This is a genomic window from Peribacillus sp. Hz7 (genome assembly GCF_042136355.1).
Lineage (GTDB): Bacteria > Bacillota > Bacilli > Bacillales > DSM-1321 > Peribacillus > Peribacillus asahii_A.
In genome coordinates, this window is the sequence record NZ_JBHHJV010000004.1 from 148,632 (window position 1) to 163,979 (window position 15,348).

General features: G+C 38.7%; 15 protein-coding genes. 8 read left to right on the plus strand and 7 right to left on the minus strand.

Annotation, left to right across the window (positions count from 1 at the left end; all coding sequences use genetic code 11):
- Positions 1-15: 15 nt before the first annotated feature.
- On the minus strand, positions 16-1,218 hold the full coding sequence (locus tag ACE199_RS08250; RefSeq protein ID WP_375349325.1) for a DUF418 domain-containing protein: 1,203 nt from the start codon (positions 1,216-1,218) through the stop codon (positions 16-18).
- A gap of 259 nt (positions 1,219-1,477) precedes the next feature.
- Here ACE199_RS08250 and ACE199_RS08255 point away from each other — a divergent pair, with 259 nt between their 5' ends.
- From ACE199_RS08255 to ACE199_RS08280, 6 genes are all read left to right on the plus strand, one after another.
- Complete coding sequence (locus tag ACE199_RS08255; RefSeq protein WP_252289208.1) at positions 1,478-1,699, plus strand: spore germination protein; 222 nt, start codon at positions 1,478-1,480, stop codon at positions 1,697-1,699.
- Positions 1,700-1,716: 17 nt separating this feature from the next.
- Entirely contained in the window at positions 1,717-1,908 is a 192-nt protein-coding gene (locus ACE199_RS08260) for a spore germination protein GerPB (RefSeq protein ID WP_252289206.1), read from the plus strand.
- A 97-nt stretch (positions 1,909-2,005) separates the two neighbouring features.
- Complete coding sequence (gerPC, locus tag ACE199_RS08265) at positions 2,006-2,620, plus strand: spore germination protein GerPC (protein ID WP_375349327.1); 615 nt, start codon at positions 2,006-2,008, stop codon at positions 2,618-2,620.
- Positions 2,610-2,786, plus strand: a complete 177-nt coding sequence (locus tag ACE199_RS08270) for a spore gernimation protein GerPD (protein ID WP_252289202.1) — start codon at positions 2,610-2,612, stop codon at positions 2,784-2,786. The genes gerPC and ACE199_RS08270 overlap by 11 nt, the downstream gene beginning before the upstream one ends.
- A gap of 5 nt (positions 2,787-2,791) precedes the next feature.
- Positions 2,792-3,196: a spore germination protein GerPE gene (locus ACE199_RS08275; protein WP_375349328.1), complete on the plus strand. Its 405-nt coding sequence runs from the start codon at positions 2,792-2,794 to the stop codon at positions 3,194-3,196.
- 25 nt (positions 3,197-3,221) lie between these two features.
- Positions 3,222-3,437, plus strand: a complete 216-nt coding sequence (locus tag ACE199_RS08280) for a spore germination protein (protein WP_252289200.1) — start codon at positions 3,222-3,224, stop codon at positions 3,435-3,437.
- 148 nt (positions 3,438-3,585) lie between these two features.
- On the opposite strand, the gene ACE199_RS08285 is transcribed toward ACE199_RS08280, so the two are convergent.
- The 4 genes from ACE199_RS08285 to ACE199_RS08300 form a co-directional block, all read right to left on the minus strand.
- Complete coding sequence (locus tag ACE199_RS08285) at positions 3,586-4,239, minus strand: MOSC domain-containing protein (protein WP_375349330.1); 654 nt, start codon at positions 4,237-4,239, stop codon at positions 3,586-3,588.
- A 161-nt stretch (positions 4,240-4,400) separates the two neighbouring features.
- Positions 4,401-8,159: a helicase-exonuclease AddAB subunit AddA gene (addA, locus tag ACE199_RS08290; protein WP_375349331.1), complete on the minus strand. Its 3,759-nt coding sequence runs from the start codon at positions 8,157-8,159 to the stop codon at positions 4,401-4,403.
- Positions 8,156-11,647: a helicase-exonuclease AddAB subunit AddB gene (gene addB, locus ACE199_RS08295; RefSeq protein WP_375349332.1), complete on the minus strand. Its 3,492-nt coding sequence runs from the start codon at positions 11,645-11,647 to the stop codon at positions 8,156-8,158. Before addB ends, addA begins: the two co-directional genes overlap by 4 nt.
- A gap of 256 nt (positions 11,648-11,903) precedes the next feature.
- Positions 11,904-12,518, minus strand: coding sequence for a TVP38/TMEM64 family protein (locus tag ACE199_RS08300; protein WP_375349333.1), 615 nt, complete (start codon positions 12,516-12,518; stop codon positions 11,904-11,906).
- A 246-nt stretch (positions 12,519-12,764) separates the two neighbouring features.
- On the opposite strand from ACE199_RS08300, the gene ACE199_RS08305 reads away from it, so the two are divergent.
- Positions 12,765-13,163, plus strand: coding sequence for a YhjD family protein (locus ACE199_RS08305; protein WP_375349334.1), 399 nt, complete (start codon positions 12,765-12,767; stop codon positions 13,161-13,163).
- On the opposite strand, the gene ACE199_RS08310 is transcribed toward ACE199_RS08305, so the two are convergent.
- On the minus strand, positions 13,146-13,718 hold the full coding sequence (locus ACE199_RS08310) for a competence protein ComK (protein WP_375349335.1): 573 nt from the start codon (positions 13,716-13,718) through the stop codon (positions 13,146-13,148). The two genes, ACE199_RS08305 and ACE199_RS08310, sit on opposite strands and share 18 nt — an antisense overlap.
- A 303-nt stretch (positions 13,719-14,021) precedes the next feature.
- On the opposite strand from ACE199_RS08310, the gene ACE199_RS08315 reads away from it, so the two are divergent.
- Positions 14,022-14,258 (plus strand): IDEAL domain-containing protein, encoded by a 237-nt coding sequence (locus tag ACE199_RS08315; RefSeq protein WP_375349336.1) that lies wholly within the window; start codon positions 14,022-14,024, stop codon positions 14,256-14,258.
- A 163-nt stretch (positions 14,259-14,421) separates the two neighbouring features.
- Here the strand turns inward: ACE199_RS08315 and ACE199_RS08320 are convergent, their stop codons facing one another.
- On the minus strand, positions 14,422-15,231 hold the full coding sequence (locus tag ACE199_RS08320) for a YitT family protein (RefSeq protein WP_375349337.1): 810 nt from the start codon (positions 15,229-15,231) through the stop codon (positions 14,422-14,424).
- Between the last annotated feature and the right edge of the window lie 117 nt (positions 15,232-15,348).

Consider the following 15,348-nt stretch of genomic DNA (forward strand, 5'->3'; position numbering starts at 1 on the left):
GAAATAAGCATGTACCTATCCCTTTTCGCTCTTCCTTTTCATTACAGATCGTTTGCCATACGTAAAACATCTCCATACATATTCCATCGGCCCAAAGCGATAGTGTTTCAGCCAAATATAGCTTGCTAACCATTGCACTCCATAAATAACAAAGATTAGAATAAAGCTTGTGGTATACGAAACTTGTCCATATAAACCGAAGCCATAGGAGTAAAACAGTAAGGTGCACACAATTGATTGGAACAAATAATTGCTCATGGACATTTTCCCAATATAGGAGAGTGGATGTAATAATCGACGTACGCTGTCCTTTTGCACAAGCAAGGTAATACCTGTTATGTAAGCAAAAGTAAGCAGCGGACCACCTAGTTCATCTTGAATGAGAGTCGTTCCGGTATGATAGACCGTTACATACGGAAGCCATTTAATAGCTAAACCGACAATGAAGCAGACAATCGCGATAACGATAAGCTTTCGTTTATGAAGAGACGGCTCATGCAGCCAACGCAGCTTAGCAAAACCCGCTCCAAGTAAAAAGAAAGGAAAAATGAAGAAGAGATACATGATGAGTCCTACAATATTATTCACATAATACCAATCTTGCATTCTTTGCTTCGTAACCTCAATAAATGAACCATGTTGATAAACGTCCTGCGACTGTTCTACTAACTCATAATTGGCTGTCGCTTCTGTTTCTAATTCTTCCGAAAAAAACAAGCTCGTAAACACCATAAGCAAGCTTAGAATTACGGCTGGAATCATATACAGCAGCGAGCCGACAATTAATAATGTCTTGCCTTTTACTTTATAAAACAATAAAAATACAAATCCTAGTACTGCATATGTAATCAAAATATCGCCATGCCAAATAAAAAAAGCATGGATACAACCGATAAAGAGCAAGAAAAGCATTCTACGACTAAAAAGAATGGGAAATGACATCCTCTTTTCCGCACTTCGTTCATACAGAATACTAGCCCCAAACCCAAACAAAAAAGCAAACAATGGATAAAAACTTGTTTGTGCAAAAATATCACTAAACATATACAGCAAGCGGTTCGACCCTGTCGTCCAAACATCATATCCATCGATGTATAAAACCGGCATATGAAAAGACGACATGTTCACTAAAAAGATTCCTAGAATAGCTATTCCTCTTAAAATATCAACATGAACAAGACGCTTTTTCTCCTCAATCGGATTTATCGCTTCCTTCACGCTCTCACTCCTTTTTTTAGTATGATAGGACAGATTCAGATTATCCGCTGTTGATTCTTGGCTCCATAAAACGAAAGAGAAAGCTGGAGCCAAAATCATTCCTCCAACTAGATGGGAAGATGTCGGAAAATCAAATTGTATATTTTCCTTATTGCATAAGTACCCTACTCACATTAATCGTTCACATACATACTATAGCATCAAGTAGTTTCCTGCCTAGTGATTTAACATTTTATCAATAAGTCAAAGGATGGATGATATGCCTGCAATCGTCGGAGTCATTCAAGTCATTAATGTGTCTAGTAGCGGCATTGTTCATATCGGCGACGTCTTTAAAATGTCTCCTTATTCAACAGCAAAAACATTTGCCGGTGCAGGCTCATTTAACACTGGTCAATCGATTTCTCTATATAATGCATACAGCGCAACCAATATAAATGATACCGATGTAATCGACCAACCTGTTGCATTTAACGTCTAATCAGAAAGGAGTTTACAATGATTTTTCATATTCAACAAACGATTCAAATTAATATGATTAAAATTGGCGGGATAAGTAACTCTTCTGTTTTTCAAATCGGGAGTGCTGGCATTATTAAACCGTCTGCTACATTATCCAATACGGGAGGCTTCACAGAACCAGCACCACAATTAGAACCCACTAGTGAGATTAGTTTAGTCCCATTGTAAAACTTTAGGATTTCCTCTAGGCTTTCACCTACATCAAACTTTTGCATATAGTATCAATAGATTAAAATCTTCGGTGAAAGTTAGGAGGGAATCTCTCTTGAACAATGACTTATATACCTATTCTAAACAAATGCAGCATTACTTAGAAGCTCAAGAGAAACGAATTCAGCAACTTGAGCAAGAGGTAAAACGCCTAACTGAAGAAATCTCTGTGCTAAAAAATAAACCACCGATTCATGTCGATCGAATCGAATATAAATTCGATCAATTAAAAGTTGAATCTCTTGATGGCACATTAAATATAGGATTAAACCCAAATGACTTAAATAATATCGATGAATTAGCCGTCAATCACCAGCCTGTATCCCCTTCACCTTTTCCGTTTCCACATCGGGAGCAGGTTGTTAAAGAAATGGCGAAAGAATTGATAACACATTTAGATGAAATGATTCGAGAAACAGAAGCTCAAGTTGGTATTACGCTTGATTCTACGTATCATGATTTCATCAAACAAGATGTCGAACGCCAACTCGAGCAACGAATTCATATGTATTTTGATCACAGTTTGCCAAACGAACGCGCTCCGCACCAATTTGAACATTTAAAAGAAAAAGTGTTCGAAAAAGTAAAATCAGACATTCAGGTAGCCCTTATGAATTTTATTACACATTCACAAGGACAGACAGGAGGAAATCAGCCTAATGGAATTTAATGTGGTTAATCATCAATTATGTGTAGACAATATTTATATTAATGGGGTAGCAGCTTCTTCCTTATTTCTTATTGGAGATGTACAAACCGTTCAACTCTCTTCCGCCTTTGATACACCACCGGAATCTCTCATTATACAGCCACTATCACTAGTACCGAAAGCATAAGATATATGTTTGAACGAATATCTAAAACCAAATCATTGAGGGTTACTTCTATTATTTTTAGTTCAACCCTGCAACTCGGCGATTGTTCTTATATCGACGGAACGTCTCATGCAATCGCTGTTCAACGAAGAAGTGAGATTCTCTACAAACGAGACGACCAGTTTAGCGATTACAAAATTTTTTCTCAACCCTCCATTTTTCCGGTGATTAGTGAACAGCTTCAAATGAGAGTTAATAACCTATGTCCCTTTATTGAAACAGGAAACATTATTATAAATGCCATGTCTACTGGATCCATAGCCACTATCGGCAACGTTGGACATATACGAATGACTTCAAGAATTCATCATACTCGGCTTCTGGACTCAAACCTAAAGCATGCAACTAATCCCGCTTTAAATAGAAAATAATTAGCAAATAAAAAGGAGGCTTATTATGCCTGCTATCACAGGTCCTGTTCAAATTTTTAATATGGACGGAACTCTTCAATTCGGAGATGCTGCCGTTATTTCTCCAAAATCAGCCGCAAAATCCGTAAACGGCTCTGGTTCTGGTAACACTGGTGCTATCGTTTTCACAGCTAGTGCTATAAACGGCAGCAACGTTCTCGATGTTAACGGTGTTGACCAACCAATTGCCGGAAATAATTAAAAAATTTTAACTAACTCATATTAGTACTACGTAAAAACGCTTGGTTCCCCTGATGAACCAAGCGTTTTTACAATGTTTTAACGCGTTCCTTCCAGTCTTGCTTTTATCCCACACTTAACGGGATGGAAGCCCCCCACTGATGGAAGTTTCACTTTATATCTGTTTCTATCCTTGCTAAACGTTTATGAAACGTCTTTCTCCAGCTGTCGGAAAGTGCCTCAACCACTAAAATTTGTTGTATCGCTTCTTTATTGCTTTTATCATGGTGCATAATGTTATTAGCAAACTGAATCGATATTTGATTACCATCTTTCTCGATTAATTCAACTTCGGAATTTGGTTGAACCCATCCTTCTTGTAACACTCTAAAATAATACCCTGTGTAACCCGTATTTTGAACTTGTAGAGCTAAATCAGACACCCCATGTTTCTTCGCGATTTTAAAGCAAGGTTCTCTCGGCTGACTCACCTGAACAACTGCTTCTCCTACTTGATAAATATCTCCTATATGTATATCCGGTTCTAACATCCCTTGCAGCGTAAGGTTTTCTCCAAACGCGCTACTTCCCAGGTCCTTGTTTATTGTTTGTTCCCAATAAGCATAATGCTCGTACGGATAAGCACAAACAGCTTTATCTTCTCCGCCGTGATTCACCAAATCAGCCTGTCCATCTCCTTCAAAATTGAGCTTCCTAAGAAAAACTGGTTCAAGGCTTGGCGTTTTAAATATGCCTGTTGTTAATGCTTTCCCGTCATATTCTACCGTTATTGGTTTCCCAATATTGAGTGCAACAACTTTCATCGATATCCAAATCCCTCCTTATTTAACTCTTAGCACAAGTACAAAGCAATTGAAGCACTCTCCTTCAATTGCTTTGTTTACGTCCTGTTTTATAAGCTATAAACCGTTCATTAATGCAAGTTTCTTTTTATTTTACCAGAACATCTTCTGCTTCAGAACACTCACTCTTCCATCTCTAATAAATGTGCACCATCAAAGAAAAATAAATAACACTTTGTTACTTTTTTATGCAAAATTCCTTCGACTGCCCTTTTATATAATTGAAGCTGTGTTTGATAGCGTTCGGCAAGAATGTCTTTAGCTCCCTCAAATCCATTTGAAAAACGGCCGGTAATGGCATCTGTTTTATAATCTAACAGCACAAGCCCTTGTTCATCTTCAAATAAACAATCAATGACACCTTGGACGAGTACCTCTTCTTCTCCTTCATCCCAATCAGGATACGCAATATGAGCAGGTAACGACATCATAAAAGGCACTTCTCGACGTACAGTAGCCGCCTTTTTCAATCGCTGACCAATTTCCGTTTGAAAGAACTGAATAATAATGTGTGAATCGACCGCCACTCGCTGTTCTTCGGTTAACAGCTCACGCTGAATTAAATCCGTCAATAATTGTTCAATATAGTCGACGGTTATGTCAGCTGTTATATCGAGATGCTGCATGACTAAATGAACAATCGTTCCTTTTTCAGCTGGTGTTAATGACTTTTCTTGCATAAAAGCTGGCCGCTTTGTAATCGGTCGACTAAACGACTCAATCAACTCTGTCGCACTATGATCATCAGCTAATTCAAATCTGCGTTTCAATTCCGAAACAGATTGCTTAGAGCGATGAGTGGCTGCATTTATTTGCGGATAGCTCCAATGTAGATTGTCCTCAATCAATCTCGTATATTCCGACGTACTATCTACTTTCTTAGATTGCTTCACTTGTTCTAGCCATGAATCTTCCGCTTGCTCCTCTTCGTCCACTCCCATCAGTTCTTCACTTCGAACGATGGAGATCATCCATTGGGACGTATGGAAAGTAATGTCTTCATTCAAACGGTTAGGAACATGATCCTCCATTAATCTTTGACCATCTTGATGGCGAATGAGAGCTGGTCCAATCCAATCGAGATAGCTTTTCGCCCCTGCACGAGTATAATCCTTTAAAAGCCAGTCAGCATGAGAGGCGTTGCTCCACCAACTGTTCAAGCTCTTCCCTGCATTATTCACGCTTGCAATTAAATACAGCTTCTCCTTTGCCCTTGTTAAAGCAACATACAAGACGCGCATTTCCTCGGCAATCAGTTCTAATTGTTTTTTCTTCTTGAAAGCAAGCTGCGGTAACGATGGATACGTAATTCGAAGCTCTGGATTTACATATTTCGCTGCAAACCCGAACTCCTTATCCAACAAGTAGGATTTGCGTAAGTCCATCATATTAAATTGCTTCGAAAGACCAGCAATAAACACAACAGGGAACTCTAAACCTTTTGAAGAATGAATCGTCATCAGTCGAACGACATCCTCTTGTTCTCCAAGTGCCCTGGCAGCTCCTAAATCATCACCGCGCTCTTGCATTCTTTCAATAAAACGTAAAAAGCGGAATAAACCACGGAATGAACTGGACTCATATTGTCTAGCTCGATCATAAAAGGCTCTCAAATTGGCTTGACGCTGCTTTCCACCTGGCATGCCTCCAACAAAATCATAAAATCTCGTTTCGCGATACAAAAGCCAAATTAAATCTGACAATGATTCTTGCTTGGCAAGCTTTCTCCACTTCACAAGCTTCTGATAAAAGGCAGCCACTTGTTCATATAAGCCTGTCTGTTCATTCACATCGCCTTGACGATAAAAAGCAGCTAGTGCTTCATAATAACTTCCTGAATGGAACGTGCGGATTTTGGCCATTTGCTCTTCATCTAGTCCAACAATCGGTGAACGCAGTACAGAAGCGAGCGGAATATCTTGCTGCGGATTATCAATCACTTTTAATAACGAAAGCATAATCGCCACTTCTGTCGCCTCAAAATAGCCGGTCGATAAATTCGCATAAACCGGAATTCCCTGCTTCTTAAATTCCTCCATAATTTGCGGGGCCCATGGCATAGAGCGCAGCAAAATGACAATATCTCGATATTGTATCGCACGATGCTGCTTCGTTTTCGGATCATAGATTGATTGTTTTTCATGGATAGCTTGTTTAATCAACTTTGCCATCATACGTGCTTCTAATTGCGCCTTTTCTAATTCTTCCGACTCAAATTCAGCTGTTGACTCAGAAGAATCTGATAAACTCTCGTCCTCACTTGGCGCACCATCTACAACATATAACTCAATAGGAAACGATTGATCCTCAGGATATGGTGCTCCTTTTTTCAATTGTGCGTCTTCATCATACTCAATCTCTCCGACCTTGATTCCCATCAACTGTTGAAATAAAAAGTTTGTCCCATCTAATACTTCCGTACGGCTGCGGAAATTCTGATTTAAATCAATCCGCAGTCCTGACTCTTGACCATCATGAGTAAAGCGAGTGTATTTGCCGAGAAATAAATTTGGTTCGGCTAACCGGAAACGATAGATAGATTGCTTAACATCGCCCACCATGAACATATTTCCACTGTGCTCACCGTCCGCTGTCACTAACGATAAAATCGATTCTTGAACGAGGTTGACATCTTGGTACTCATCGACAAGCACTTCTTTAAATTGCTTACGATAAGTTAACGCAACGTCTGACGGTTTTCTTTCACTATGTTCAAGCTCTTTCGTTAAAATCTCTAAACAAAAATGCTCTAAATCGGAGAAATCCACCAGATTTTTTTCCGTTTTCGCTGCAAAAAAACGAGCATCAAACTGCTTAACCAGTAACACTAATGTTTCGACATAGCTCTTCAGTTCTCGTATATCACGAAGATAACTTTCCGGTTTTCGAACAAACAATTCTTCTTGTAATGTTTTCACGATTTTTTTCGCTTTATCACGATGCTTCGTCGCTTCATCGACAATTTCTTTTATAAAGTCCGCTCCTGAACAGCGCTTAGCCGTTGTAAAAGAAACGTTTTGAATCGCCTCATGTAATGTATGCCACGATGTTTCATTCGCCTGAGATAACGCTGCAATCATTTCTAAATCTGCTCGATAATTTTCCACGCGTGGTGCCGGACCCCCTGGCACCTTTGTTAAATCTAACGCTCTTTCCAATAAATCTTTCGCTTTATCCAATTGTAACGCGATATCAAATCGTAACGCATGGATAAATGGTAAATCTTCAATTGTCGCATCATCTGAAAGGTCATACATCTCAGTGGCTTCATCCAGCCATTGATTTGGATTCGGATGCGAACGGGAGAAATCATGTAAAGAGCGTACAATTTGTTGCAAATCCGCATCGCTTCGATCGCTCGTAAACGCATCGACTAATCGGAAAAATTCCTCATTATCACTGTGGCCATAATGCTCTTCAAATAGCTCTTCCATCACTTCATCCCGAAGCAATTCTATCTCTGTAGAATCGGCAATCCGGAACCCTGGGTCAATATCAATTTCGTAATAATATTGACGAATCACTTCTAAACAAAAGGAATGTAGTGTAGAAATAGATGCTCTATTGATTAAGCTTAGCTGTTTACGAAGGTGCTGCGAACTAGGATTTTGAGCAATGGCTTGTTCAAGCGCTTCACTAATACGATGACGCATTTCAGCAGCGGACGCGTTCGTAAATGTCACGACTAGTAATTCATCCACATCCATTGGATCGTCTTCAGAAAGGATTTTTTGGATAATCCGATTGACTAGTACAGCTGTTTTTCCGGACCCAGCTGCAGCCGCGACTAATATGTCCTGATCTTTCGCCCAGATCGCCTTCCATTGATCGTCTGTCCACGTCACATCCACTGGCTTTTCAGGAATGATTGTTTTACTCATACCTCTACCCCCTCTCTCAGCAACGCTAAGACATCTTTTTGCTTCTTATCTGTTAACGTTCGGTATTCATTGTCTTCTAATGATGAATCAAACTGACAAACTGTTTTAAATGAACAATATTTACATGGTGTACGGTCTTTCAATTTATAAGGAGCGATTCCGACATCTCCGTTTACCATTTTATTACCCGCATTTTCATAAATGTGACGAACATGCTTTTGCAGGAGAGAAAATTCATCACGACTTGCAATTTTGGACGTAGCGGACACCGTTCCATCCTTTTTAAGGCTAGCTGGAATGATATGAGATTTACTAGATGCCCCTACTTCAAGGGATTGGTCCATTAGTTGAATCACATTGGTATCTCCTAAAATAAGACCCTTCATTTTAAAGCTTTTAAACATTTCTTCTTCTATTTGATCAAGACTTAACATTCCTTTAGATTTAATGACCGGATTATGCATATGGAAATACAGAACCCCAGCAGGAAGCGCTTCTGTTCCAATTAGAGAACGAGAATGCGTGACAACGATATCAAGGTACGTTAACATTTGCAACGCTAAACCGTAATACACTTCCGTTAAGCTCAAATCTTTCTCACTAGACTTATAATCCAATACACGTAAGAAAATGCCGTTACTCTCTTCGGCTTTATCGACGCGGTCAATTCGACCGATCAATTCCATCTGTGTCCCGTTCTGTAATGAAAATGAAAGGGGCGGCAACGTTTCATTTTTCCCAAATCCTAGCTCTAAACCAATTGGAGCAAAGCCGCTTAATTTCGCTTGTTCACTTAACACAATGGAAGCTCGGCCAATAACCTGTTCTAATTTTCGTTTTAAATAATGATGACGATTAGAACTAAGCAAAATTTGATTTTGCAATTTAGGAGCGAGCGTCTCCACAGCTTTTCTCGCTAGCGTTAAGCATTGATCTTTCGTCAATGCTGCCCATGAAATAGCATGTTCATATAGATAATCAGAAATGATCTTCAACGCTCCATGGAACATTTCCCCAATATCAGGTGCATCCAGTCTAAAAACTTGCCGCTCACGCAGCTTTAATCCATGTGCCGCAAAATGAGAAAATGGGCAGCTATTAAACATCTCCATTCGAGAAACACTCGTCATAATACTTTCGCCATATAATTGTTTCGTTGTTTCTGCCGATAGCTTCTTAGCTTGATTTTCATAGAAGATACTCGATAGGACACGCGATGTCTCGTTTTTCATATATTCGTCATCCATCAATGCATTATAAACATCCCACCATAGCGGGTGCATCGGATAATTCCGTTTCTTAAGCTGTAATTGTGACGTTAGATGAGATAAAGCAACTTCCATATTCACAATAAAATCAGCTTGCTCAGTTGGAGATCCATCAAAAGGATCGTTGCTGTACAAGTTAGCATGAATATGAGGAATAACATCAGAAATACGTTTTATATAAGAAGACGGTAATAATGCTTTCCCTTCCTCATCCGCTAACGGATAAGATACGTAAAGCAAATGAGAAGGGGTACTAAAAGCCTTATACGCAATAAACTCCTCATCTAATAACCGAATCTTTGAGCTTGGCGCCACTTCCAGACCGTTTGCAAGCAGCGTCTCTCTGTCTTGATCTGAAAAAATCCCTTCCGCAGGTGCCTTCCCTGGTAACACTCCATCATTTAATCCAATAATAAAGGCTGCTTTTACATCATCCAAACGAGATAAATCTAAGTTGGCGATAATCACTTGATCCATCGCCTGCGGAACTAATGAAAAATTCAATGAATCAAGCCCTGATTCAATAATGAGGGCAAATGCTTTTAATGACATCTGCTCTTCACTTAACAGCTCTACAAATTGATCGAGTAAATCGATGACCGCATTCCATGCTTGTTCATGTTCTCGTGCTGCGACTAAATCGCCAGCTTCTTCAGCTGCTTGTCTTAATTTTTCTAATTGCTCTGCGGCACGGATATCCTCTAAATATAAATAAAGCGCTTCGGATAATTCTTTTGCAGTTTCCGCTCGATTTATCCGGCGTGATAACGTTAGAATCGGTGCGGTAAACCATTGCTTCAGCTCATTTAGTTCTTCTTCTATTTGCCTTTCTTTATCCGTCTGAGATCGTTCTTCAAGCTCTAAGCCACGAAAACGACGATAAGTCCATCTCTCTTTTGATGTCCATTTCTCCCCTTTAATCCCTCGGGATAACACATAATTCTCCAGACGATCGACCTGTTCACGCATCAAGTCGCTATTCTTCTCTAATGGAAAAAGCAATTCCGTCTTAATCGCCTGAAATACCGGTTCATAACGCCAGTTGCTTGTCAAAATATCTAATGTCGAACGAATGAGTTCAATAAGAGGGTGATGTAACATCTTGCGTTTAGAATCTATAAAAAGCGGAATCTCATAGTCTCGAAAAATGGTTTGAATAATATCTCGATAAGCCTCGCCATTTCGCATTAAAACGGCGATATCTCTAAAGCGGTACTCCTCATCCCGAACGAGCTTCACAATTGTTCTCGCAACCCCCTCCACTTCGGCACGTCGATTTACCGCCTGCGATACCATTACGTTCGCTGGGCTCTCATATGGACGAACAGGCCGCACTGCAAAATGCTGCTCTAAATGTTTCAATGCAGGATTTTCACTAAAGCGACCAACTTCTGTGAAGACCTTATCTTCTTCAATCGGCACGCCTAATCGAAGCGCTGTTTGATAAATCTCATAATACGTTGTCCCGGTTTGTCTAAACAGTTCTAGAGGATCCGGCGGCATCGATGAATAAGGTCGATCTAGCGTTAAAGCGACCGTAACAGAGCAACCTCTTTTCATCATTTCTTCAAGAATAAGCAGCTCTTGTTGAGTCAAACTATAAAAGCCATCGACATAAATTTGTGCATTCGCGATATAAGAAGAATCTGCTAGTTTTTCAATCAATAGCGTAAAGTAATCCTCGGATTGAAGGTATTTGCCCATCAATTTCTCTTCAAACGATTGATAAATTAATTCTAAATCGTGTAATTTATCTTGAATGACACCGCTTGTTGCGGCTGACTGTTCTAAAAAACTTTGCAATTGTTCCGGCTGTATACAACAGCGCTTAAACTCAACGAGCATCTGCTCCATTTGCGTAACAAACCCTTGCTTGTCTGCAGAGCGTCGAAATACCTTCAGCTCTTCTTGCTTTTCCTCCATAATTTTACGAATAAGCATATTCACCCCTACGCTATCTAAGTGAATACGGCTCATCCCTCCTGTTTCTTGAAGGACGCGCCAAGCAAGTCGACTAAAGCTGAACACCTGAGCCCGAATCATTCCTTCAAGTCCTGGTGTCTTAATTAATTTATATTCAGACAAAAATGTCATCTGATCGGGAACAAGATAGATGATAGGGTTCCCTTCTGGATGATGAGCTAATGTACTTCGGATTTCGTCTAACATAAAAGACGTCTTCCCGGTCCCGGATCTCCCCAATAAAAAACGAAGCGTCACCTGCTGTCCCTCCTTTTTCTACAAAAATTTCAATGTACTATCTATGATAACAGAAAAACCGACTTGCTTATGTCGATTTCATTTTCCATTTTTTCTACTTGTATTATAGTGCATCCACACCCCAGAATACAATCATACGTTCGCCTTTTAAAACTAGTTTGGTTATATAACGCTGTTGATGTTATCAACAATATTGTTTAACAACGCAAAAAATAAGTCGTTCGGTTTTATGTATATCTAACCGAACGACTCTTTTCTAATATCCTCTTTCTTGTTTCATATTTTTATCTAAATGACGCTCAATCCTTTTCCCGACATACCAAAGAATAAAAATAACAATCAATACAATCACGGTTCGAACCGGTTGATGAATCAGGGAGGGAATGTCATACCCAATGAAACTAATGGTAAAAATCATGACCATCTTTCCCGATATAACCGCTAAAGCATATTGCCATAAACTTACTTTCGAAAGGCCCGCAACAATATTCACGACCGCTGACGGTGTAAAAGGAAAACAAAGCATTAAAAACAATGGACTAAATCCATGATTTTCAACCCAGTTCATAAGTTTTTGAACTTGCTTATGTTGTTGCAAAAAATGAAAAAACCTTGCTTGTCCAAATTTCCGAACAACTAAAAAAACAAGAAAAGCACCTATGACCGCCCCAAGCCAAGAAAATAAAAATCCCCACCACAGCCCAAAGGCCGTTGCATTGGCCATAACAAAAATAAACAAAGGTAAAAAAGGTAAAAAAGCTTCTAACAATGGCAATACAATTCCCGCAATGGGTCCTAACGATTGATATTGCTGCATAATGTCTAATATGTTTTCAAGCGTCAGCCATTCCCGTAATGCTTCAAAATCCATAACAATCTCCCTCATGTTAAGTTACGTAGCCATTCTCTATGTACTCTCATTATTTCACATATATAACATTCTTCTTAAAAGGCAAATATCGTTCCTTTTTCTTTATCATAACATTCCTTTTTTTCAGATTCCATAATCTATGTATGTAATCCGGAACGAGGCCTTGCATAATAAAACTTCATCATTTAAAATAGAACAAACGTTCCAAAAATAACCAAATATTATATAGAGAAAGGAGATTGAACAATGACTCGTATGACAAAACAGGCTCAAACAATGATTGAACAAGCCATTTATTTGCCAATGGTACTAAAGATTCTAAAAAGGGATTTACAAATCATCGAAACAAGCGAATTGAAGTTAAAAAGACCTTATCAGGATCTCATAAAAGACGTTTTCAAAAAAGTAGAACGAGACTTAGCAGCCGTTCTTACCTATTTACAGCATGAGGAGATTACAGTTAACGAAGTAGAGCGAGATGAAACGTTTACGATGTACTGCTTCACCTATAAAGGGCAGGAAGAACGCCATAATTATTTTAACCCCCGCCTAAAAAAACAAACGGAAAACTTACTGACGTATTACTTCTTTCAAAAAAATCCTTATTCCGTTAGCCCATCCGCTGACTCAAGTTCGGCGCAATAAAGTATACTTGGATGGTACTTCGGCAGTTTGTGCCCAGTCTAACTGATTAGCTAAATCTTGCAGCATTCTTTGTATTTCCTCCAGTCGTGGAAGGAGCCTCGTTTTCAAAAAGGCTGTTCGATGCAGTTGCGTCTTAAATGAGCTGATTGACATATTAACAACTATACTTTGTTTATTACGAAGAACAACTGTAGTTTGTTTAGAGTCTAGGCGAGTAGATGACAGGATATGGTCATGTGCCAACCAAATACATTGAGGACGTAAAGGAGAGGCAGTTGGAAAGAAGAAAAGCGAGCCAGAAGGATCAATCGTAATCGGAGCTTTATGTGTAAAACCTGTTATTTTCTTTGTTCCTGACCTCCTGCCTTCATAACTCACCCCTAAATATTCACAACTTTTCTTAATAATCTCCGTTGGCTTAAGGGGACAAATAAATTCACCTTCTAATTCAATAATTCGCGAATATACTTTACTTCCATCTTGAACAGGTAACAGAGCAAGCGTATAAGGCGTCACTGTATATTCTGCCCTTAAATTGTTTTGATTGTGTTCCATATCATTTCTCCCTTCTTAATGAATAAATCCAAAACTTGCCCTAATCATACCACATACATAGGCATAAAGTATTAATTTCACAAAATATTCAAAAAAATTAACTACTACTATGGAATACTTCACCTATCGACACAATTCCATAACTATATATATTCAACTTGTTAAACCGACATAAGAATGTTTATTTACATGCACTGTTGATTTATATACATACGTTAAAACTAATTTAATTTTTTAAAAAATCATACTACTTTTATCGCATAAGCACTCATATATTAATAAAAAGGGCAGGGGTGATTTCCAATGAAAAATGACAAATCCTATTCAGAATTGGTAAAGGCTCACTCGACGAAAAAAGCCAAGAAAAATGAAACGATGCAGGAAATACTCATTGAGATGATTATTCGTGAATCCATCCTTAAGAGGAAACGAAACAAGCTGGCTCAGCAAATTGACAATGCCCTTGACAATAAAGACAAACCGTTATTTTTACAATTAAGCGCTGAAATGAAACAATTAATGAAACTATTTGGCAATTAAAAAAAGCGAACCAATCGTTCAGATTACGAACCTTTCTCACAGTCATCTATCCGGTGGAACTAGACAGCAACACAGGTTGAAAATGTTTTTTTACAAAGCCTCCCATTATTTTGGGAGGCTTTACTTATGACAGATTAACTCTGTCGAAGAGAAACATTTCCTTTCACCCTCGATGGAAAAATCCAATTACTTCTGTTGTTTGTGTAATATTAACAAACGCATCTGCATCCACTTTATTCAGGATTGCCTTCACCTCTGCTAATTGATAACGTGTAATAACAGTCATTAATATTTTTTGTTTGTTGCCAGAATAAGCTCCTTCCCCATCCATGATTGTAATTCCCCGGTATAAATTAGCTAATAGCTGTTCCTTCACTTCATCGCCTTTTTTCGTCACAATCAGTAACGTTAATTTAATATGACTCGTATGAATCGTATCAATAACCTTACCAGCAGCATAAATCCCTACTAATGTGAGTAAAGCAGAATTCCAGTCAAAAATAAAACCGGAAATCACCACCACCACCGCATTCATCACGGAAAGTAACGTTCCAAGCGGGAAATCCCGTTTTTTTGTAAGTAACATGGCCAAAATATCAAAACCGCCAGAAGAACCCGATGCTCTAAAAATAATGGCAACTCCAAGGCCTGATATCACGCCGCCAAATAAACAAGATAGAAACTGGTCTGTTGAAATCGCTTCAACAGGAATCACATATAAGCTAACGGATAATACAACAACCGATAGAATAGTGTAGCAAATAAATTGTTTTCCTAATTTTAAAACGCCAATAATTAATAAAGGTAAATTTAATAAAAAGTTCAAAATTCCTGTGTTAATAGGTGTGACGATTCCCAACATCATAGCAATTCCGCCCAAGCCGCTGCTCAATATTTGATGAGGAATTAAAAATAAATTAAATGCCAACGCCACAATGACTGAACCTACAATAATCGATACTATATTACGCATACTCCTTCTCCTTTATTTCTTTCTAACAATCAAGTTCTTTCCTTACTGTTAATCTGCGGTAAAAGTTGTATTCATTATAGTCAAGAATCATATGTTGCCAAAAATAAAAGTTTTTTC